Source organism: Neolewinella agarilytica (assembly GCF_900110645.1).
In the GTDB taxonomy this organism is placed as follows: domain Bacteria; phylum Bacteroidota; class Bacteroidia; order Chitinophagales; family Saprospiraceae; genus Neolewinella; species Neolewinella agarilytica.
Map to the genome: position 1 here is coordinate 103,907 of NZ_FOFB01000020.1, position 22,557 is coordinate 126,463.

The window sequence follows — 22,557 nt, forward strand, 5'->3', positions numbered from 1 at the left end:
AGTCGTATTAAAGGCTTTTTCAGGTACTCACACTACTCTTGACCAGGCTGTTTCATGCTGACGGATAAAGATACCGTGTTTTTTGCGCGGCCGCAGGTGCAGGGAAAGGTTGTGAGTAGCAAATGCATTTAAGAGTTGAGTCTACCTGCTGCCGCTCCCTGATTAGCGTTCAGAGCAATATCGCCTGAACGCTGTGCGCTGAAATTACAGTCGGGAAAGGTTTTCCCGTCTTTCCATTTTTTGGCTTGGAGGAGCAGGGGAAGCTTTTGTGGCAAAGCATTCATTTCTGGCCTGAAACCAGGCATTAATTGCCATGTAATCAGCTGATGAATAGCCCAGGCTGCCATCGTGAGCCGGCCAACGGCGGTTAGCCCTGAGGCATGGGGCAACTCCCATTGCTCTTTCAGCCCTGCCTGCACCTGCGTTTGCGCCTCATCATCGGTAAGCAAGTTGCGCCAAAATCCAATATTCACGTCTTTGCCTTCACCATTCCATCCGTGTTTGCTTACTTTTGCCGGCCTAACACCCTCCCTTACTCATATTGTTTGTCGGCTAACAGTCTTCCGTGGACTTATGGCTTTAATATGTTGTTCGGGTGTGTCACTTTTGTATTTCAGAAAACCACCTCGGTTTTTCCGCACTAGTATTAAACTGCTCAGGAATGAAAAGAACTTTACTCTTATTTCTCCTTGTGTTCGCTGCTTTCACCGTTTTTGCCCAGACAGCCCTTTCCGGGAAGGTGATTGATATCGATAATAACAAGGAGCCCTTACCCTTCGCGACCGTCCAGATTTTTAAGGACGGTGCTTTCTACCAGGGAGCAAATACCGACTTAGACGGTAACTACTATTTCTCTAATATTGACCCGGGCACTTACGATATCCAGGTTGATTACACCGGTTATCCACCCACCAAGCTGACGGGTATCCCCGTCAAAGCCGGCCAGACCAACTTCGCCGACGTCGAAGTATCCGGCGAAGGAGGGGTAAACCTTGATGTGGTGGTCGTAAAGGGCTTCAAAGTCCCTCTCATCGAGCAAGATAATACTACCTCCGGCCAAACGGTCACCTCTGAGCAGATTCGTAACCTGCCAACGCGTAACATTAACCAGATTGCTTCGATCACCGCCGGTGCCTCCTCTGCGGACGAAGGCGGGGCCATCAACATTCGTGGCTCGCGTTCGAATGCCACGGACTACTACGTGGATGGTGTACGGGTAAGCTCAAATAGTATCGGTATTCCGGATTCTGAGATTGAGCAGCTACAGGTAATTACCGGCGGAGTGGAAGCCCGCTACGGTGACGTAACCGGAGGAATCATCTCTGTAACGACCAAAGGCCCGTCCAACAGCTTTAACGTGAACGCAGAAGCAGAAACCAGTGAGGGCCTGGATGCCTACGGTAACAGCCTGGTTGGCTTGTCCGTCAATGGGCCGATCCTGCGCAGTAAGAAGAGCGGTAATTCAATTCTCGGTTACCGCTTCTCCGGTCGCTATACTTACCGGGAAGATGACGATCCCAGTGGCGTTCCGCTTTACCGGGCCAAAGATGAGGTCATTGCAGCGCTGGAGGCAGAGCCAATTACCATTCGTAATGGTCAGCCTTTTGTTGCCGCTGACTTTCTCACCCAGGATGATGTAAATGTCATTGAGACTCGTCCTTTCGAGGCCAGTGATGTCCTCAACTTGAATGGCAAAATTGATGCCCGCCTCAGTGATGCCATCGATGTTTCTCTTACCGGGGCTTTTGGTCAGGGAAGTAACCAATTTACGCCAGGCTCAACGAGTGGAGCCGGAGGTCGTTCTCCCTGGCGCCTGCTTAACGCACAGCACAACCCAACCAGCAATACGCAGAACTACCGGGGTAACTTCCGCTTCCGTCACCGTTTGGGTGGCTCAGGAGTGGCAGACGGCGACGGTGCAGCGAAGAGCGTCATCCAGAATGCCAGCTATACCTTACAGTTTACGTTGGAGAATAATACCTCTGACCTGGCGGATCCGATCCACGGTGATAACTTCTTCGACTACGGCCACGTAGGTACCTTCGATGTGGATTATATCCCCGTATATGATTTCCGTTTCGATACCACCAGCCAGAGTTTGCAGCCGTTCCAGATCGACTACCGGGAAATTCTCCGGAGCTTTGATCCTTCAACGTCTAGCAATCCAACACTAACCAACTATAACAACTACCTGGGCTTTAATGATGGGGATGTGTTCACCAGCGACAACTACGGTATCATCAATATTGGTAGCGGAGGCCCGACGCTGGACCAATTCGCTGCCGTTAATGGCCGGACGCAGGCATTGTTCAACGACAGCTGGGGTTTTCATCGTAACGTAGGAGCGGTATACAACCTCTACCAGAAAGCGGACAACGACATCTACACCTTCCAGGCGAATGCTGCCTTTGAAATCGTTCCCGGAAGCTCTGACAAAAGCCGTCACAGCGTTCAGTTCGGGGTGATTTATGAGCAGCGGACCAACCGTGGTTACTCTCTTAACCCCAGTGGTTTATGGACCGTAGGCCGGCAGTTGGCCAATATCCACATTCCTTCCGTTGCTGAAGACAACCGGGTGGTGGACAGTATTGCCATTAACGAGCTTAACTTCAATGCCAATGCCGCGGTTGTGGCACCAACGGTTACGGATCAGGACGGACAATTCTACCGTGCCGTCCGGGAACGCCTTGGAATTCCGCTTGACCAGCACATCAACATTGATGGGCTTAATCCGGATGACCTTAGCCTGGATATGTTTAGTGCCCGTGAACTTACCTTCAACAACTTGCTTGATTACTTTGGCTACGACTACCTGGGCAATGAGTTTGACGGTACATTCGACGATTTCTTTACCATTGACCCATCTACGGGGGAAAGAGCTTTCAATGTAGCTCCTAACCGGCCTATTTATGCGGCGGCCTATCTGCAGGATAAGTTCACCATCAACAAAATGATCTTCCGTGTTGGTGTTCGTGTTGATCGTTATGATGCTAACACCCGGGTGCTGAAAGACCCTTACAGCCTTTATGAAATTATCGGGGCTGATGATTTTCACGCTAATTTTGGTGGTGAAAGGCCCGGTAGTATTGGAGAAGATTATGCTGTCTATACTTCAGAAGACAATGGTACTGAAGTACAAGCTTACCGAAACGGTGACGACTGGTTCCTGCCGAACGGTACGCCCGTTAACGGTGCTCAGGAAATTGAGGGTATTCGTACGGGGCTGGTCTTTCCGAAATACGCTAATTCTGCCGTCCATGAGGTCGCTAACTTCATCAAGGATGACGAATTTACGGTTGAAACCTCCTTCAAGGATTATGAAGTACAGTTTAACGTGATGCCACGTCTGGCTTTCTCTTTCCCAATTTCTGAGGATGCCAACTTCTTTGCACACTACGATGTCTTGCTGCAGCGCCCACCAAGTGGAACACTGGCTACGGCTTTGGACTACTTCTTCTTTGTGGAGCGCGCTGGTGGTTCTACCTTCAATAACCCTGCTCTCCGTCCGGAGCGTACGGTTGATTATGAGGTAGGCTTCAAAACGCGCCTTTCTGAAACGTCAGCACTTACCATTGCTGCCTACTACAAGGAAATGCGTGATATGATTCAGTTGCGGACTTACTTCCCGGTTCCACTGGTCAATCAGTACACGACCTATGACAACCAGGATTTCGGCACAGTAAAAGGTTTCAACCTTACTTATGACTTGCGTCGGACAGCCAACTTTACGGTCAATGCCAACTACACGCTGCAATTTGCGGATGGTACGGGTTCTGATGCCAACAGCCAGCAAGGACTGACGAACCGGGGTAACCTGCGTACGCTCTTCCCGCTCAACTTTGACGAACGCCACCGTATCAACCTGGTACTGGATTACCGTTTGGACAAAAACAGCAACGTGCCTAAGTTCCTGCACAACGTAGGTGCCAACCTTCAAACTTCGGCAGTTACTGGCCGTCCTTACACGGCAACCTTCCTCCCTTCTGAATTGGGAGGTTCCGGTACGCAGGGAGCCATCAATGGTGCCCGCAAGCCGTTCAACTTTACCCTTAACGGACAGATTAACAAAGACATCTTTTTTGGTAAGGGGTCTTACGTGAACATCTACTTCCGGGTATCTAATATCCTGGACCGCCGTAACGTACTGAATGTCTACTCCGCTACGGGCTCTGCTGATGATCCGGGCTTCTTACAGTCCAGCTTCGGCCGCGACCAACTGGAGAGCATTAGTGGCACTTCCCGCGAAGTGGACAGCTACCTGGCATCCTACTCCTGGAGAGTTCTGAATCCTGGCTTTTTCACCTTGCCTCGCCGGATGTTCATCGGTGCAATATTCAGTCTCTAAAAGAACCACCAACACCTCAATTATAATTTTTAAGCTATGCAAATTAAGCAGCATATTCTTTTCGTGATCGTGCTGGTGGCCCTGTTGCTACCCACGACTCAAGTAGAGGCCGCTAAAGACCCTACCCGGGCACCCAGACCCGTCAGCGCTTCTCAGCAACAGCGCATTGATTTCAGGTCTAACTGTGACAATGCTACCAAGCAGATTGACATGGAGATCAATAATGTCCGTGCTCGTCTTACTACGGGAGGAGACGTTTGGTGGGATGGCACTAACGGTCGCTATATCGTTCCTAAGCCACCGGAAGGGGTTCAGGAGATCAGCTCTATTTTTGCCGGAGCCGTCTGGCTCGGTGGCCGTGACCCCGGCGGCGGGTTGAAAGTTGCTGCTCAGGATTATGGCCGGAGCGACGCTGAATTTGACTATTACCCCGGGCCTTTAACGGATGAGGGAACCACTTCTAAAGATACTTGTGCCCGCTGGGACCGTTTCTTTACGGTAAAGGGACAGGATATACGTGATTTCCGGAAACTATACGAAGATGCTTTAGAGGCTAATGAACTGCCTTTGGATCCGTCACAGATTCCTTCCGATATTCTAGGTTGGCCTTCAACGGGCAACCCTTACTTCTTTGATGAGAACGGCTTTGAGCTTCCGAATACTAACCAGGGACTGGCCGGTTTCTGGGACGAAGACCTCGACGGTATTTATGACCCGACACTAGGAGACTACCCGATTATCGAAATTCGGGGTTGTGGCGAGACGCCTCAGTTCCCCGAAGAAATGGCTTTCTGGATTTATAACGATGCGGGTAACACGCACCGGCAGTCGGGTACGCCGACTCAAATTCAGATGGAAGTTCAGGTACAGGCTTTTGCTTATACTACTTCCGATGATATCAATAACATGACCTTCCAGCGCTATAAGCTGATCAATCGGGCACAGGAGGATATCCTGGATACTTACTTCGCCATGTGGGTTGACCCGGATTTGGGTTGTTTTACGGACGACTACGTAGGTTGTGACACTACTCGTTCCCTCGCTTACGTCTATAATGAAGACGAATTGGACGGCGCAGACGGTTGTACCTGTTCAGGTGGTGTGAATACGTATTGTGACGAAATTCCAATTCTGGGCGTTGATTACTTCCGTGGCCCGCGTGCTCCCATTTTCGAAAATGGCGTTCAAGTAGGTGAGGAAGAACTCGGAATGAGTTCGTTTATCTACATGAACAACCTCGGAATTGGTGGTCCGGCTCCCGCTACAACTGACCCCAGTACTGCAGAAGAATACTACAACTATCTGCAGGGTATCTGGCGGGACGGTTCTCCGCTCTTTGACTCAGAAAGTGGCTATGACGTACCTGGTGGAACACCCACCCGCTATGTCTTTACGGGTGCCCCCAATGACCCGGATGGTCACTCTATGGTAACGGCCGATCTTCCCTTTGGTGACCGTCGTACACTGCAGGCTTCCGGTCCCTTCACGCTCCAGCCCGGAGCGGTTAACGAGCTTATCGTTGGGGTAGTTTGGGTTCCTAACCAGACCTATCCTAACCCTTCCATCCAGCGTTTGCAACAAGCAGACGACCTGGCGCAAAGTCTTTTTGATAACTGTTTTGACATTTGTGACGGACCCGACGCACCAGACGTTGACATCATCGAGCTGGATCAGGAAATTGTATTACTTCTCAGTAATGGCGGGAGTAGCAATAACTTCAACGAGCAGTACACAGAGCCTGGCCTTGGGGTACCCCGTGGTTTTGACAGTCTCTACCGTTTCGAAGGCTACCGTGTTTACCAATTCAGTGGCCCGAATATTTCACTTGCTGATGTCGATGATCCGGAACGGGTGCGTGAGATTGCCCAATTCGATCTCAACAACGGTATCACTAAGGTATTTAACTGGGACCCCATCGGGGAAAATGATAACCCCCTTACGGATCCCTTCCTGGTACCTTCGCTGCAGGCTTCCGGTTCCGATAACGGTATTCGTCACAGCTTGCGAATTACCCAGGACGCCTTCGCCAGTGGCGGTGAAACACGCTTGATCAACCATCGTCGGTACTACTTCACGGTAGTAGCTTATGGTTACAACAACTACAAGGAGTACGACCCGCTGGATCAGGATAATCCGGGGCAGTCTCAGCAATACAAAGCTTCCAGCCGAAACATTGGCGACCCGCTTACCGGACAGCCCTTCTATGAGGTTATCCCCCGTCCGATTCTCGATAAGGAGCTCGCCGCAGAATATGGCGACGGAGCGGCCATTACCCGTATTTCCGGAGAAGGAAACATCGGGAACTTCCTGGACGTAACGGCCGAAACCCGTGAGGCCATGGAGGCTGCTTTCGCCGCAGGAGAAGACTTTAACGGTGAAATCACCTATGAAGTCGGTGCCGGTCCGATCGATGTATTCGTTGCTAACCCGCTCGACGTAGTGGACGGTGAATACGAAGTAACTTTCTTCGATGAAGACATGAGCAACGACGACCTTGATGCTCCTGTCAATTGGATGCTACGCTGCCTTGGTGATTGTGGTGAACCCACGATCATCAGTGAGCGCCCCATCAGTGAAGATAATGAGCAAATTGTGCCTGAGTTTGGCTTTGCCGTCCGGGTTGCTGACCCCGCTGAACCGGGGGATGACCCTGATGGCGCTAACGGTGCTGTTGGTGGTACCATCACCTATGACGATCCAGACGCTGACCCCTGGTTAACCTTCCTTCCGGACAATTTCTCCGTCGGGACGGGTATCGCCCAGTTGGATGTTAACCTGTTCGATTACGTCGATACAGAAACATTTGATTCCTTTGAGGAAGATGATCCGGAACAGCGCTACAGCGATCTGTTCCCGGGAATTTACCCTTATCAGCTCATGGACTGGGAGGCTAAAGAGAACGGCGTTCCGTTTATCTCTCCGGTGTGGCTTTCCACGACTTCCACCAACGGTAGTGCGGCCCGCTTCTTTAGCATGGATCAGTTAAACAACGTGGATATTGTTCTTACCAGTGATAAGTCGCTTTGGAGCCGTTGTCCGGTTATTGAAACGGCTAACTATTTTACGGAAAACGATGGTGTATTCAGTCAGCCAGACGACCACGCCCGGATGTTTGACACCCGTGACGCACCGAGTGTTACCAGAGAAGCTGATGCTAACGGCCTGCCAATGGTAGACGAAAATGTTGACCCTGATCTGGCCCGGGGTATGGGTTGGTTCCCCGGCTACGCCGTAGATGTGGAAACAGGTCAACGACTGGAAATCTTCTGGGGAGAAAACAGCTTGTACGACGGTCGACAGGTGGAGACTGACGGAGACGATTTTACCGTTCAGGGCAATGGTAATGACATGATCTGGAATCCTTCTGATGTTGTGTTCGAACAGGTGCCAGGCCAACAGGGGCTCAGTCTCTTTAATTTCGTAGCGGGTGCACAGCACTTCTTCTACGTTACCAAGCGCCCTTACGATGGCGGTGAGTATCTGGAAGGTCGTTTTGAGCCTCGTACTACCCTTAGCCGTAAGGTGAATGGTGTACGGGAGATCATCTGGGCAGGCTTCCCGCTCTTGACGCCGGGAGCTGAACTGTTGTCTTACGAAGACGGTATCATCCCTAACGATGCAACCATTAAGTTGCGGGTGACGAACAAGTACAACTACGCCGAAGGAACGGAAGACAGCAATGGCTACCCGACCTACCGCTTTACCATTGACGGTAAGAGTGCTAACGAAAACCTCGATGAGGCGGGTGTTGCCCGGGCATTGGATATGATCAATGTTGTTCCTAACCCTTACTACGGCTTTAGTGTCTACGAAGACAGCCAGTTTGAAACAAACGTGAAGATCACCAACCTGCCCGCGCAGGCAACGGTGACGATCTACTCGCTTGACGGTAAGTTTATCCGTAAATACGAACGGGACGAAATTCCTGCAACGGTTCGCGGAGGCAACGGTCCGATTGGCTCACGTCAAATCTCTCCGGCTCTGGAATGGGATTTACGGAACTTCAAGCAGATCCCGGTTGCCAGTGGTGTTTACCTCATCCACGTTACCGCACCAGGTATGGGTGAGCGGACGCTGAAATTCTTCGGGGTGCAGCGGCAATTCGATCCTTCGGGGCTGTAAAGCTTCCGTTATCCGGCGCGGACGCAGGTGCAAGGGTTTTTCTTTGAGGCAATGGAGGCTGATTTTTCCACTGCTTTTAATAAACATCCCCCTGCACCTGCGGCCCCGCCCTAATCTTAACTTAACCGGGACAAGCACTGCTTACGCCCGAAAAAATATTCCCTTTTCCGGGAACCAACCTATACAGTAGTATGAAGAAAATCTACCTACTCGTTCTTTGTTTCGGCCTGGCAGCAAGCAGCCTCTTTGCCGGAAACCCCGACCGGCAGGGCGAAGCCGGAGCCGCTCAGTTGCTGATGAACCCATGGGCTCCCAGCGCCGGTTTGCACTCACTTAATACGTCTAGTGTCTACGGCGTGGAATCCATGAGAATTAACCCGGCTGGCTTGTCTCGTATGACGGGCACAAGCGTCATGATTGGCTATGCTAACTACCTTCAGGGTACTGGCCTTTCGCAGCAATCTCTTGGCGTAGCCAGCCGTGGAAAGGGTGGCAGTGCTATTGGCTTCAGCATCCATAGCCTTGATTTTGGAGACGTACCCGTTACGACCACTAACCAACCGGAAGGCACCGGTGCCTTACTGAACATCAGCTTTATCAACATCGGTCTTAGCTACAGCTATACCTTCGAAGAAGCGGTTTCCGTGGGCGTAACCCTGCGCGGCGTTAGTGAAGGGACCAGTGACGTTAGCGCCTTCGGCTTCGCCATTGACGCTGGTGTGCAGTACGTTACCGGTGAGAAGGATGAATTCAAGTTTGGCCTCAGCCTGCGCAACATCGGTTCCAGAATGGCTTACGGCGGTCAGGGGCTGGCCACTTCGGCCCCGAACCCCGATCCATCGACTTCTTATAATCTTACCTTTGATCAGCGTGCTGCTGGTTTCGAAATGCCCTCTGTACTGAACATCGGCATGTCGTACGATCTTCTGTCCGGAATCGAAAATCAGCGGGTTACCTTGATTGGAAACTTTACGGCGAACTCCTTCAGCCGGGACCAACTCGGTGCTGCCATGGAATATGCCTTCCGCGAGCAGTTCATTGCCCGGGTAGGCTACCGTACCGATATGGAGACTGATGAGCTGACGGAAGTACCGCTGTACGACGGATTGAGCGCAGGAGCCAGTATCCGCGTACCTTTCTCGAAAGGGGACGCGAGCCGCAGCTTCAGCGTTGATTACGCCTGGAGAAATACGCGCATTTTCAACGGTACCCACAACATTGGTCTCAGCGTTTCTATCTAAAAGCTACTGATTCAACAGATTGCCGGCTTTGCTGCTCTAAAGGAAAAGTCGTATCTTTGAAACCATAATATACTCAAAAGCGTTCTTACCACTACGGTAAGGACGCTCTTGTTTTTACCCTTCGCCGGTGGAAGACCAAGCACGGCGGTAAATAGTTAACCCACGGCATGCCAGGTTTTTGCGACTTTCCCCCAGGGAAAGACGGGGAAACTTTCTGCATTGCCTAAAACTTGCATGACCATGTCCCAAACGCACTACCTGTCTCAGGAAGGATATGATAACCTTCGCGCTGAACTTGATGAACTCACCACAACGGGCCGCTCTAACGTAGCTAAGGCAATTGCCGAGGCACGGGAGAAAGGAGACCTCTCAGAGAACGCTGAATATGACGCAGCAAAAGACGCTCAGGGCCTTTTGGAGATGAAAATTAACGAGTTAGAAAAAATAATGGCCAACGCCCGTGTGTTGGACACCAGCCAACTGGACACCAGCAAGGTAACGGTGATGAGCAAGGTGACCATCAAGAACCTGAAGGTCAATAAAGAGATTACTTACATGCTCGTTGCGGAAACAGAAGCCAACCTGCGGGAAAAGAAGGTTTCGGTAAACAGCCCAATGGGCCAGGGCTTGCTGGGGAAAGCGGTAGGCGACATCGCAGAAGTGACTACGCCAAATGGTACCATTCAGTTTGAGATCATGGCTATCAATATCTAGACTCAATGGCAACGATTTTTACGCGTATTGTCCAGGGGGAAATCCCCTGCTACCGGATTGCGGAGACAGAAGAGTTCTTAGCTTTTCTCGACGTGCGCCCCATGACTGAAGGGCATACGCTTTGTATCATCAAACGCGAAGAAGATTACTACTTCGACCTCTCCGATGAAGAGCTAACCGGGCTCACATTGTTTTCCAAGCGTGTTGCAAAAGCCCTGCAGGCAGTTGTTCCCTGTAAGCGCATCGCGGTGGGTGTACTGGGCCTGGAGGTGCCACACACGCACGTACACCTCGTGCCCGTTACCTCAGAGGGGGACTTCCGCTTCGGGAAGTCCATCGCTGTCAGCGAAGACCGGATGAAAGAGATTGCAGCAGCGGTAGCTGCTGAGATGGAAGCCTGATCCATTCTCCCTTCCGCGGTAGACCCGGTACGGGGCCTACCATTCCGGAGGCATCAATTCCCGAAAATGGCCATTTAATTTCGCCCGGTCCCGGATGGCTGTTTTACGCTCAATACCCGGACTGATGGATTGGAGATGATTCAGGAGGTATTGTTGCCTTTCCTTTCCATTCAGGAGGGTAAGTAACTCATATTCCTGTTCAAGCGTCATGCCTACGTAGTGGCTGATATCGTAGGTTTTGAATCCTTCAGCGGTAGACTTGATCGTCTTGTCAATGTTCAACAGGCGGTAAATGTCGGTCGTAATAGAAATAATTTCTTCATTAATGGCGGGGTCCTCTTCGAGGTCAACCGTCAGCAATTTGCCGCTTCCTCCGGGGTAGAGTTTCTCAGGGAAATTCCGCCAAATATCTTCGAGGTAAAAAACTCTTTTACCCAGACAGTGGATATCACTTTCTCCGCCAGGATACCGCATCGCTATTTCCGTGAGTTCAACTTCCGTCGCAACGGGGCGAATTTTTCCGTTGATGACCGTTGGCACGCAAAAAGTGGTCCCTTGCTGTTCGGCATCCTCGATTAATTGTCGATAGCGGGGCTCGAAAATGTGCAAATTGAGGGTTTCGCCGGGGAAGACGACCAGTTGAAGGGGAAATAAAGCTATGTTCTCGGTCATATAAAGGATTCGCGCATCGTTGACTTGGTTAAATAAGCAAGTTTAGACTAATTTGTTTCGAAGAACCCACCACTATGATACGCCCAATCCATATTCTACACCTAATTCTTTCCTTTTTATTAATAATCACCCTCTTTCCGGCTTGTGATCAAAAGGACGCCGCCGTCTCAGCGGCAACCGAAGCGGTCGCCATCCCGGCCGCTTTGCAAGCCCACACCAGTGGGGTTATCGGCCGGGGAGAATCTATCTATGTACAATTTGCCGAAGCGCCGGAAGGGGAGGCTGCGGACTTAATCTCGGTTAGTCCGGCCACCAAAGGAACCGCCTCAATGGCGGGCAATACGCTAACCTATACTCCGGAAGGGAATTGGGCCGCAGCCACGTCTTATCGGGTGAGGGTTAAAATTGCCGGCGAAGAAGACTTCGTCTTCTCTTTCAGTACCCCCGAACGAAGGGCTGAAGTAATTACGGATGGTGTTTACATCCCGAAGGGTGGCACTGACTTGCAGATTACGGGTAGAGTAGTTACCAATGATGCCTCCAGTACGGAAGAAGTTGGCCGCCTCCTAAGCGCTAAGCAAGGTGGTAAAACGCTGGATGTAGTGGTGGAGGCCGGAGTGGACGCACTGAGTTACACCTATACGGTACTTGGGCCCGACCGGGGAAAGTCTCCGGAACCCGTTACCATCAGTTATGACGGAGAAAAAATGGGCTTTAAGGGCGTCAGCGGAGAGTTATCGGTGGCGATCCCGGCCTCGGACGACTTTCGGGTAGAAAACCTGCTGGTCGATGAAAACAGTGATGGTGCAATAGTGGCGCGCTTTAGTGACGCTCTTGACCCCAAGCAAAATTTTAAAGGGCTCGTCACCTTTAATACAGCAATGAATTACACCACAAGTGTGGACGGTAATCTTTTGAAAATTTACCCGAAGGGAGATAACCTTGGAGAAGTCAATGTAACCTTGACGGATGGGATCAAAAATACCGCTGGCGTTCGCCTGGGCCGCGCCGCCAGCTGGAAACTCAATCTCGGACGCACCGAGCCCATGCTTCGTACGGTGGGAGAAGGAGCGATCTTACCGCATACCGGAAAGCGCTTGTTCCCCTTTGAGGCGGTAGGTGTTCAGGCCGTGAGGATTGAGCTGGTACAAATCTTTGCCAATAACATCAATCAATACTTGCAGGATAATTCTCTGGCAAGTACCCCCAACGACTGGACACTTCGCCGGGTCGGTAAAATTGTGGTGCAGGAACGAATTGAACTCAGCAGTCTGAGTGCTGCGGTGAATAGCTCCCGCTGGACGCGCTACGCCATCGACCTGGGCAAATACATTAAGGATGAAGAGGCGGCCATCTACCAAATAAGGCTAGGCTTCACGATGGAAGACGCCGTAGCGGGATGTGAGGCAGAAGCAAGTGACTTCGGTGTTTCGGAGCCTTCCGATGAGCAGGATGACTTTAGCGTAGGCTTTACGGAAACCGTCAGCAAGTTTGGAGACTACTACGGTGTGTATGGCTACTACGATGGCTTTGACTGGGATGACCGCAAGAACCCCTGTATGCCTGCTTACTACAACCGGGATAAGTTCATCACGCAGAATATCATCTCCTCGAATCTGGGCCTGATCGCCAAGCGAAACCCCGATAAATCGACGCTGGTGTTTGCCACCGATCTGATTTCCGCCCGACCACGTGAAGGTGTACGGGTGCGTGCTTACAGCTACCAGCAGCAGGAGCTTTACAGCGGAACGACGGATGCTTCCGGCCGCGTGCTAATGACAACCGAAGAGGCGCCAGCTCTAATTACGGCAGATCTCGGAGATGACGTTGCCTACCTCGACCTGAACAGTGGCGATCTTTCGATGAGCCGTTTTGACATCAGTGGCACTGAAAGTGCCGGCGGCATCAAGGGGGCCTTCTATACCGAACGGGGTGTCTGGCGGCCCGGAGACGAGGTCTTCCTGAACTTCGTCTTACAAGACCGGCAGCAACGCCTGCCGGACAACTACCCCGTTGAATTCGTACTGCAGGATGCTCAGGGGAGGGTAGTGGAACGCAGAACCGTACTGCCCGCTTTCAAAAGCGGAGGATTGTACCCGCTGCCTTTCACCACGAAGAAAAGCGACGTAACGGGGAACTGGACCGCAACGGTTAATGCCGGAGGCAAAACTTACCGCTGCCCGCTGATGATCGAGACGGTGAAGCCCAACCGATTATCAATCGACCTCATTCTACCCGCAGGTGGCTTAAGCCCCGGAAACGAAACGGCTACGCTCAATAGCAAGTGGCTCTACGGAGCTCCGGCCTCTAATCTTAAGGCGGAAGTGCTCATGAATGTCTCCGAGCGAAGCCCGGATTTCCCGAAATGGGGAGATTATGTTTTCCTCGACCCCGCCAGAGAATTAGAAAACTTCGGTCAGGAGGAAATTTTCTCCGGAACCCTGGACGAATCGGGGAACTCTCCCCTGGAGATTCCTTTGTCAGAGGGTTCTATGCCCGGCCCCTTATACGCTGGCCTGAGCACGAAGGTCTTCGAACCAGGGGGTAACTTTAGTATCGACAACCAACGAATTCCCGTAGACCCTTATGCTGTTTATGCAGGCGTACGCCTGCCAGAAGGGAAATGGGGCGGTAAGCGGGTGGCCCTCAACGGCGGCTCTACCGTTGAGGTCGGTACCGTCAACACCAGTGGAGAAGCCGTAGGCGGCCGTAAGCTGAATATTGGCTTGTACCGGGTGAATTGGCGCTATTGGTGGCAGGATAATAATGACAACGTTGCCCGCCTCAACAGTAGCCGCCACACGGAAGCAATGGAGACTTATTCGGCGACGACCAACAGTAATGGCTCGGCCAGCGTAAAGGTAGAAGTTCCCCGCTGGGGCCGTTACCTCCTGCGGGTCTGTGATGAAGGAGGGCATTGTACGGGAGATTACTTCTACGCGGGATATAACCAACAGGAGGGCGACCGGGAGTCGGCCTCCCTGCTACAGCTCAAAGCTGATAATCCGGAGGTAGCGGAAGGGCAACAGGTAAACATTAAGGTGCCCACCAGTGCTGGTGGTAGTCTGTTGGTCAGCCTGGAAACGGGAGCAGGGAGCATCGAGCAATTCTGGGTTGAGGCGGAAGCAGGTGAAACCACCATCAGCTTCGAAGCGGATGAGCGCATGGTGCCCACGGTTTATGCCAACGTAAGTCTGCTGCAGCCCTATGAACAAACGACCAACGACCGGCCGGTTCGCCTGTACGGTACGGTGCCGATAAAGGTAACTGATCCGGCTACCGTTCTAACGCCGGAGTTAACGGTCGCTGACGAATGGAAGCCCCGGGAATCCGTCACAGTAAGCGTCACTGAAAGCGGGGGGAAGGACATGAATTACACCCTTGCCGTAGTGGACGAAGGCCTGCTGGGCCTGACCCGTTTCCGGACGCCGGACCTTCACGACAAGTTTTATGCCAAAGAAGCCATGTCCGTCCGGACCTATGATTTATATAAATTCGTCATCGGCAGCCTGAACGGAGAGTTCGGCAAAGTACTGGCCATCGGCGGTGATGGTGGTGAGATGGATGATGAGACGCAGTCGGCCAACCGCTTTGAGCCGGTCGTGCGTCATCTGGGGCCCTTCCAGCTGGCGGGAGGAAAGACAGGTCGGCATGAAATTGAGTTGCCCAACTACGTAGGCGCGGTACGCCTGATGGTAGTTGCTTCCAGTGCGGAAGCCTTTGGCACGGCGGCGAAGCGAATTCCCGTCCGGCAGCCCCTCATGCTGCTGCCCACGCTTCCCCGGGTGCTGGGACCCGGCGAAAGGGTGGATATGCCCGTTAATGTTTTTGCCATGACGGACAAAGTCAGGAACGTCAGCCTTAACGTAGCCGAAAGCGCCGGCTTGGTAAATGTGGGTAGCAATAACCAGTCCATGAGCTTTTCCGCTGCCGGCGATCAGCTGGCTTATTTCCCCCTGCAGGTGGGAGACAAAACGGGCATCGCCAAATTTTCCGTCAGCGGAAGTGGTAACGGGGAAAGTGCCAGTCAGGAGGTGGAAATCGACGTCCGTCATCCGAATGAAGTAACTTCCCGCAGTTCCACGGTGGCGATCACCGCAGGGAGCAGTGAAACTATTGCCTACGAGAATTTCGGCCTGCCGGGAACGCAGGAAGCCAGCCTTGAGCTCTCATCTTTGCCCGCTATGCAGTTGGATCGCCATCTCCGTTATCTGTTGCGCTACCCCTACGGGTGTGTGGAGCAAACCACCTCTCCGGCTTTTGCTCAACTCTATCTGGACAAGGTGACGGAACTTACGCCCGCTCAGGAAAAAGAACGGCGAATGAACGTAAATGCAGGTCTGCAGGCCATGCGGAAATTTCAAACCAGCAGCGGAGGAATGGGGTATTGGCCCGGTGACCGTACTCCGCACCCCTGGGCGTCTAACTACGTAATGCACTTCCTCATTGAGGCGGAACGGGCCGGCTTCTCCGTCCCACAGGACCTGAAGAAAAACCTGATGGCCTTCCAGGGGAAAGCCGCCGGTAACTGGCGGTCTGGTAATGGGGATTACTATGTGTCCAGCAGACAACGAACCCTGGATCAGGCCTACCGGCTCTATGGCCTTGCGCTGGGCGGTAAAGCGGAAATTGGCGCCATGAACCGCTTGAAGGGGGCTAAGTCCTCCCTGTCAGCCCCCGCCCGTTTTCAGCTGGCTGCTGCTTACGCGATTGTCGGGCAGAAGGCAGCGTCTGCTGATCTGATCAGTGGAGGAGAAACGGACGTAAAAGCTTATCGGGAATTGGGCTACACCTTTGGCAGTGACATCCGGGATATGTCCATAATCCTGGAAGGTCAGTTAGCGGCCGGACAAGATAGCGATGCCGGTAAGCAGGCTTTCCGCCTGGCGGAGCGGATCAGTAAGCGCAACTGGCTGAGTACGCAGGAGGCCGCTTTTGCCTTCGTCGCCATCGGTAAGATGAGCGAAGTCGATAACCGTTCGCTGAGTGCGGACTTTACCCTTCCCGGTGTCGCCCGCAACGCCGTAGGGGCAAAGACCGGCATCTACCGAATCGATCTCCCGACGGAGGCTGGAAGTGGAAGCTTTACCCTTAAGAACACTGGCACGGCCACACTATACGCTACGGTAGTAACGAGCGGCAAAGCCCGCGCCGGAGAGGAAGAAACGAAGAACGAGAACCTGGTCCTTAGCGTGACTTATACCGATGACGATGGTAACGCCATTGACGTAAGTAATCTACCGTCGGGGACAGACTTCGTCGCCAACTACACCGTCAAAAACCCGGGCACACTAGGGATGAACTATCGCCAACTGGCGCTGAAAAGCCTCCTGCCTTCGGGCTGGGAGGTGAGCAACGACCGCCTTTCCGCCGCCGGCGCTGCCGGCGAGGAGGGAAGTTACCTCTACCGCGATTTCCGGGATGACCGGGTGTATACTTTCTTCCATCTTAACCGGGGAGAGACGAAAAACTTCGCTCTCCGAATGACGGCTACCTATCCGGGACGATACTACCTGCCCACCCAGGTAAGTGAAGCAATGTACGCCAATGACGTGAAGGCTGCCGTGAAGGGGCGATGGGTGGAGGTGAGTAAATAGACGCTTCGCTTTTAGAGCTTTGGTAAAGACTTAACCGAGGGCGAAGCCTAAAAGCGTAGTGCCTAAAAGCCGAAGGCGTCTGAAAGCACCGCGTCTACCCCCCCCCTGCACCTGCGTCCGCGCCTTACAAACTTTAAGATTGCTAATATGCTCTACAAAGAATCGCAAAAGTTCAACCACTGGTGGCTCTGGCTGCTCAATCTGTCCATTTTTGCGGGCTTACTGTACATTGCTTATCGGGACTGGAATGCCGTGCCAACCATGGAGCTGTTAATCGGGCCATTAGTGATTGCTTTGGTGATGATCCTGCTGGCTACGCTGGAGTTGAGGACGGCTATTTCTAAAGACGGCCTGGAAGTGAAATTCTGGCCCCTTGGCCGTAAACGAATTTTTAAGTCAGAAATCAAGCGGGCCTTTGTGCGTAAGTACTCTCCGCTTGGCGAATTTGGAGGCTGGGGCTACCGGGTCGGGTCGGCCGGCAAGGCATTCAATATGTACGGAAGCCAGGGCCTGCAACTCGAAATGCAGAATGGAGACAGGCTGCTTATCGGCACCCAACGCCCCGAAGAGCTGGCCGAATTTATCAAAGACTGGTTGGAGCCGGAAGATGAGCTGACCGACGAAATGGTGAGCCTTAAACTCAAAGAACTCAATGAAAACAGCCTGGAAAGCTAGTTAATGCTGAATCATGTTGTGACTTCGAACAAATAGGTACGTCTACTCTTTAGTAGTGTAGGAAATAGTTCCTGTACCAAAAATGTTAGTTAACCATGGGATTAATCTCCTTCCTTAAAGAAAAAGGGGCCAAACTGTTTGGCAAAAAAGAAGTCGAAGCTACCAAAGAGGTAGCGCTGACGAAAGTACAAATCCTGGAAGCCGAAATCAAGCGTCTCGGTTTGCCGATCAACGATCTTCGCCTTGAACTGTGCGAACAGGTAATCGTTGAAGGCGCTACTGATACGACGGAACAGGCCGAAAAAGTTGTTCTCGCATTGGGCAACATTGAAGGCATTGGTTCTGTAGCCAACAACATTTATGTGGCTAACCCCAAACCCGAGGCCGTATTCTACACGGTTCAGGCCGGGGACAGCCTCTCCAAGATCTCCAAAGCACAGTACGGTGACCCGATGCGCTACGAGGCGATCTTCGAAGCTAACAAGCCAATGCTGACCCACCCGGATAAAATTTACCCGGGGCAGGTGCTGCGGATTCCTCAGTAGGGGAGTCAGAGAGTCAGTTAGTCAAGCAGTCAAAGAGTACTGCCTGTAGACTTTTTAATACGTAAAAGGATCAACGGTTTCAGGACTGTTGATCCTTTCGCTTTGTGGAGGTTGCAAGAGCGTAGGACCTATTTTCCGAAGGAGCAGGAGGAGAAGAGGAGTTGGAGGAGAGGCCCTCGCCAATATTTTAGTACTTGGTTGACCTGAGCCGCGAAGCGGCATGCCCTCCCACGCGTGGCAGCTACTACCATACTACCACTACTATCATACTATCACTACTACAGCACCGCTTCCCGAATCCGTAGCAACTTCGTTAAAATACCCTCCAGATTATCCAGCGGGAGCATGTTGGCCGCGTCGCTTTTGGCGACGGATGGATTGGGGTGGGTTTCCATGAAGATCCCGTCAGCACCAACGGCGATTGCGGCTTTGGCGATGGTTTCAATCAGGGCAGGTTTGCCGCCGGTGACACCACTGGCCTGGTTGGGCTGTTGCAGGCTGTGCGTGCAATCCATAACGACGGGGCTGCCGAGCGAACGCATGACGGGAATACCCCGGAAATCAACTACCAGGTCAGTGTAGCCGAAAGTAGCGCCCCGTTCGGTAAGCCACACTTGATCGTTGCCGCTGTCGATTACTTTTTGGCGGGCAAAAGCCATGGCTTCCGGACTGAGGAATTGTCCTTTTTTGATGTTGACGACCTTACCGGTTTTGGCGGCAGCGACGAGCAGATTGGTTTGCCGGCAAAGGAAAGCCGGAACCTGAAGAATATCTACGTAGTTGGCGGCCATAGCGGCTTCTTCGTCCGTATGGAAATCAGTGGTCGTGGGCAAGTCGAAGCGTTGGGCGACTTTAGCGAGAATGTTGAGGGCTTTCTCGTCGCCGATACCCGTGAAGCTGTCGATCCGGCTACGGTTGGCCTTGCGGTAACTTCCCTTGAAAATGTAAGGAATGCCCAGTTTGTCGGTGATTTCACCCACCCGTTCGGCGATTTCCATAGCGATCTCTTCTCCTTCAATGGCGCAAGGGCCGGCGATGAGGAAAAAAGCATTTTTATCGGTGTGCTTGAGCTTGGGGACTTGGATCATGGCAATCATTTGGCGCGAACGCAGGTGCAGGGGAAAGTTGGAGGGGCAAAGGTAGTCTTGTGGTCTCGTAGTCTGGTAGGCTACCGCGTTTTGTAAACGGAAAAATCAACCATGGAGGTTTATAGAGGGTGTCCGATTATTCATCCAACAGCTCACCAGCATTATGTATCTGGAGTCCGCTCTTCACTCCTTGCGCAGCCGCAATCATCTTCGCCGCCAGCACATCCGCCCGCGTCGGGTTATAATCGCCCAGAATGGAGGGGCTGATGTTGCGGAGGAAATTGGAGATGCCGATACCAACCCGCTCGCCGAGGCGAAATTCTTCCCGGTTACCGACCAACACTCCAGGCTGGAAGATATGGATGGCCCAGAAATCAATCTCCCGGATGGCCGCCTCCGTTTGCCCCTTTACCTGACTATAGAAAAAGCGGCTTTCCGTTGAAGCCCCTACTGAAGATACGAGCATACATTGGTTGGCTCCACCGGCCTTAGCGACGAGGGCTGCTTTGACAATGTAGTCATAGTCGACTTTCCGAAAGGCTTCTTTGCTACCCGCCTTTTTAATGGTGGTACCCAGAGCGATGAAGACATCGTCGCAGGTGATCTTTCCCGACTGATCTTCCAGCCGGTCGAAGTCGACTACCGGGCAGTCGAGCTTGTCGTGTTGCCGGCGCAGCGGCCGGCGCCCCGGCGCAATCACCCGCTCATAAGCCGGATGCTCCAGTAGCTGGTCGAGAAGTTCGTTGCCGACAAGGCCGGTAGCGCCAAAGAGCAGCGCCGTCTTGTTTGAAGCGGTAAGTTCCATGTCGATTGAGTGTTTAGCGGCTGGCTTCAGCGCCAATTAATTCTTGAACGGAGACGTCAAAACTCTTTCGGAATTCTTCGTATTTACTCGTTGCCTTGCCATTGAAGCCCGTGTAGATACGCTTTACCTTGTTGTCCCGGTCTACAAACAACAGGGTAGGGTAACTGATGATTTTGTTGAGCATGGGCAAGGCATCTCCTGCAGCGTCTTTATCATTTGGCCCGGCCAGCAGGATGGGCCAGGGCACTTGCATTGTCTCCTGGTAACGGCGAATAACCTCCCGGCTGCGGTCATCATCAGCGCCGTACTGCTCGAAAGCCAGGGCGATGACTTCCAGGTCTTTGGTGTCGTTCTCGGCGAGGTACTCTTTCAGGAAGTCAGCTTCTTCCCGGCAGTTGGGGCACCAGGTACCCATAATTTTGATGAGTTTGGGCTTGCCGGCGTACTTCGGATCGTCCAGCGAGACGGCCTCTCCTTCTATGGTGGGGAAGCTGAAGGCGAGGGGGATATCCTCCTTCATCAGCGTTAGCTCGTCTGGGCTGATGAGTTTGAAGTCCGGGTCGCGCCTGGCTGTCCAGTTCGTGATGTAGTGCCGGCCAGAGCGGAAGGTGCCGCTCAGGGTACCGTCTTCCTTGATCAATGCTTCAAAGAGGAAGGCGTGGCTGCCGTCGAAAACACTGAGGTAAAGCTTATTCGCCTGTACGGTTCCTTCCAGGAAACGGTAGTCTCCGGTCTCCGTGCGGAAGGTGCCTTCGAGGTGGTTCCCTTCCTGGGTGAATTCAGCGATGCCAGGGTAGGGGGCTTCATCTCCCCGGCCGAACATAACGGCCCAGCTGCCGCTGAGGTCGGCCACGGGTTCTTTGCGCAGGGGCGTGAACCGGTGATCCTTGCCAAAGTAGGCCTTGAAGGGGATCCGGTAGTTGTCCCGATAGTGAACCACGAAGACACCTTCGATGATGTTCTCTTCGTGGTAAGCGCTGATGTGGGTGTCGTAGACCGGAAAATCGATGCGGAGGGTATCCCGACCAGCGTTTTGGTCTCGTCCGTAGACGATGTTTTCGGCCGGCACGGTGATGGTTTCCGCTCCGTTGTGCATCTCAATGTGAAAGGTGGTGTCGTTTTCGTAGACCACGTCCATCGTGAAGGGAAGAATGCCATCAGTCACTTCCTCAAATTCCAGGTTGGTTTTTTCCGGAATGGGGGCTCCCTTCGGGTTCGGGACGATGGGGTTGTATTCCAGCTCCAGCGTAGCCCGGTAGGGGCCGGGCGGAAGGGTCGGGTAGCGCTCCTGCACGAAGGTGCAGGTAGAAAGAAAAAGAAAGGCAAGAAAAAGGATCAGTAAACGATGCATAAGGTGTGATTCAATTACTTTGCTTAACACGGTTACCGGCTTGAGGTTGTGCCGGGTAGTTAACAAGCTCTTTGCAGTCCGTTAGCAGCTACCAGGAGAAGCCACTCCTTGCTTTGCGACGAACCAAAAAAATGCAGCGATGTGCTTACTATCCCTGCTTTTTATCTTTTGCTTTGCACCTGCGTTCGCGCCCCAAAAACACCTTTAGGTGATTGCCGGTCTTTCGATTACTCTTTTTGAGAAGCCTTTTCCCTTGCACAAGCCAACTGTCCAACGTACTTTTGCCCCGCTTCTGGCGCAACCTATCCTTGATGGTGTGCGTTTAGGCAGTGTCCGGTCTCGTAGTACAACGGATAGTATACAGGTTTAGCTTCGCTGCTGCCTGCGGCGGTCCGAAGCGGGCGATGGTGGTTCGGTGCGCGTTGCGTCTGCCTTCGGCGGTCCACCCGAGACTAGTGAAACTCCCAGTAAAAAGTTACTGGCTTTGAAAAGAATTTTAAGTTTAATCCGGTCTCGTAGTACAACGGATAGTATACAGGTTTCCGAAGCCTGCGATGGTGGTTCGATTCCACCCGAGACCACTCAGCTACAACAATTTGTTGGCTCAATGGCTCGCCATCCCGTGAATACTGGGGTGGCGGGCTTTTTTATTGACGACACTTTCGTTTGTTTTAGCTCTTAACGTTCCGGGTTTTTTACTATATTTAGGATTTGATTCTAATAGATGTGAGTAAGCATCTCAGGCTAAAGTTTGCTGACAGTACTGTTTCAGCAGTCGAAACTTCTTATTAGCGGGCAGGCGCAGGAACTGAATGATTTACTTCGTCAATGGGTTGCCGTACTGGAGCGAGAGCTAAAAGAGCGTAACCCTGGTCTGGTGGGAGAGTTTTAATATCTTCGTCATTAAGAGCATGTCTAAAAATTTGAGTCTCGGTTTCTACTGATCGACGAAAGAACCATCTGAATATTGGCCGCTAGAATGAATCCTGCCGAATTTTCTA

The 22,557-nt window shown here is 52.4% G+C and carries 13 protein-coding genes and 1 tRNA gene; 9 read left to right on the forward strand and 5 right to left on the reverse strand.

Going from position 1 to position 22,557, the window contains the following annotated elements; all coding sequences use genetic code 11:
* Window positions 1-128 precede the first annotated feature (128 nt).
* Window positions 129-473 (reverse strand): hypothetical protein, encoded by a 345-nt coding sequence (locus BM123_RS16990; protein WP_139211925.1) that lies wholly within the window; start codon window positions 471-473, stop codon window positions 129-131.
* A 188-nt stretch (window positions 474-661) separates the two neighbouring features.
* Here BM123_RS16990 and BM123_RS16995 point away from each other — a divergent pair, with 188 nt between their 5' ends.
* From BM123_RS16995 to BM123_RS17015, 5 genes are all read left to right on the forward strand, one after another.
* On the forward strand, window positions 662-4,345 hold the full coding sequence (locus BM123_RS16995) for a TonB-dependent receptor domain-containing protein (protein WP_090170813.1): 3,684 nt from the start codon (window positions 662-664) through the stop codon (window positions 4,343-4,345).
* Window positions 4,346-4,381: 36 nt separating this feature from the next.
* Window positions 4,382-8,467, forward strand: coding sequence for a hypothetical protein (locus tag BM123_RS17000; RefSeq protein ID WP_090170816.1), 4,086 nt, complete (start codon window positions 4,382-4,384; stop codon window positions 8,465-8,467).
* 191 nt (window positions 8,468-8,658) lie between these two features.
* Entirely contained in the window at window positions 8,659-9,708 is a 1,050-nt protein-coding gene (locus tag BM123_RS17005; protein ID WP_090170818.1) for a PorV/PorQ family protein, read from the forward strand.
* A 240-nt stretch (window positions 9,709-9,948) separates the two neighbouring features.
* Complete coding sequence (gene greA, locus BM123_RS17010; RefSeq protein ID WP_175489437.1) at window positions 9,949-10,422, forward strand: transcription elongation factor GreA; 474 nt, start codon at window positions 9,949-9,951, stop codon at window positions 10,420-10,422.
* A 5-nt stretch (window positions 10,423-10,427) separates the two neighbouring features.
* Entirely contained in the window at window positions 10,428-10,823 is a 396-nt protein-coding gene (locus BM123_RS17015) for an HIT family protein (RefSeq protein WP_090170823.1), read from the forward strand.
* A 36-nt stretch (window positions 10,824-10,859) separates the two neighbouring features.
* Here the strand turns inward: BM123_RS17015 and BM123_RS17020 are convergent, their stop codons facing one another.
* The gene (locus BM123_RS17020) at window positions 10,860-11,495 is read right to left on the reverse strand and encodes an LON peptidase substrate-binding domain-containing protein (protein WP_090170826.1); all 636 of its coding nucleotides are present in this window, start codon (window positions 11,493-11,495) and stop codon (window positions 10,860-10,862) included.
* Window positions 11,496-11,569: 74 nt separating this feature from the next.
* On the opposite strand from BM123_RS17020, the gene BM123_RS17025 reads away from it, so the two are divergent.
* The 3 genes from BM123_RS17025 (at window position 11,570) to lysM (ending at window position 18,312) form a co-directional block, all read left to right on the forward strand.
* Entirely contained in the window at window positions 11,570-17,092 is a 5,523-nt protein-coding gene (locus BM123_RS17025) for an alpha-2-macroglobulin family protein (RefSeq protein ID WP_090170829.1), read from the forward strand.
* Window positions 17,093-17,239: 147 nt separating this feature from the next.
* Entirely contained in the window at window positions 17,240-17,767 is a 528-nt protein-coding gene (locus tag BM123_RS17030; RefSeq protein WP_090170832.1) for a hypothetical protein, read from the forward strand.
* A 95-nt stretch (window positions 17,768-17,862) separates the two neighbouring features.
* Window positions 17,863-18,312 carry a peptidoglycan-binding protein LysM gene (gene lysM, locus BM123_RS17035; RefSeq protein ID WP_090170835.1) on the forward strand — a complete coding sequence of 150 codons (450 nt, stop codon included), beginning with the start codon at window positions 17,863-17,865 and terminating at the stop codon, window positions 18,310-18,312.
* 278 nt (window positions 18,313-18,590) lie between these two features.
* Here the strand turns inward: lysM and kdsA are convergent, their stop codons facing one another.
* The 3 genes from kdsA to BM123_RS17050 all read right to left on the reverse strand — a co-directional run bounded on the left by kdsA (window position 18,591) and on the right by BM123_RS17050 (window position 21,556).
* Window positions 18,591-19,400, reverse strand: a complete 810-nt coding sequence (gene kdsA / locus BM123_RS17040; RefSeq protein WP_090170848.1) for a 3-deoxy-8-phosphooctulonate synthase — start codon at window positions 19,398-19,400, stop codon at window positions 18,591-18,593.
* 136 nt (window positions 19,401-19,536) lie between these two features.
* On the reverse strand, window positions 19,537-20,205 hold the full coding sequence (locus tag BM123_RS17045) for a Rossmann-fold NAD(P)-binding domain-containing protein (protein ID WP_090170838.1): 669 nt from the start codon (window positions 20,203-20,205) through the stop codon (window positions 19,537-19,539).
* A gap of 13 nt (window positions 20,206-20,218) precedes the next feature.
* Window positions 20,219-21,556, reverse strand: a complete 1,338-nt coding sequence (locus tag BM123_RS17050; RefSeq protein WP_090170841.1) for a TlpA disulfide reductase family protein — start codon at window positions 21,554-21,556, stop codon at window positions 20,219-20,221.
* A 509-nt stretch (window positions 21,557-22,065) separates the two neighbouring features.
* On the opposite strand from BM123_RS17050, the gene BM123_RS17055 reads away from it, so the two are divergent.
* Window positions 22,066-22,137: transfer RNA gene (locus BM123_RS17055), tRNA-Arg, on the forward strand.
* The last annotated feature ends 420 nt before the right edge of the window (window positions 22,138-22,557 follow it).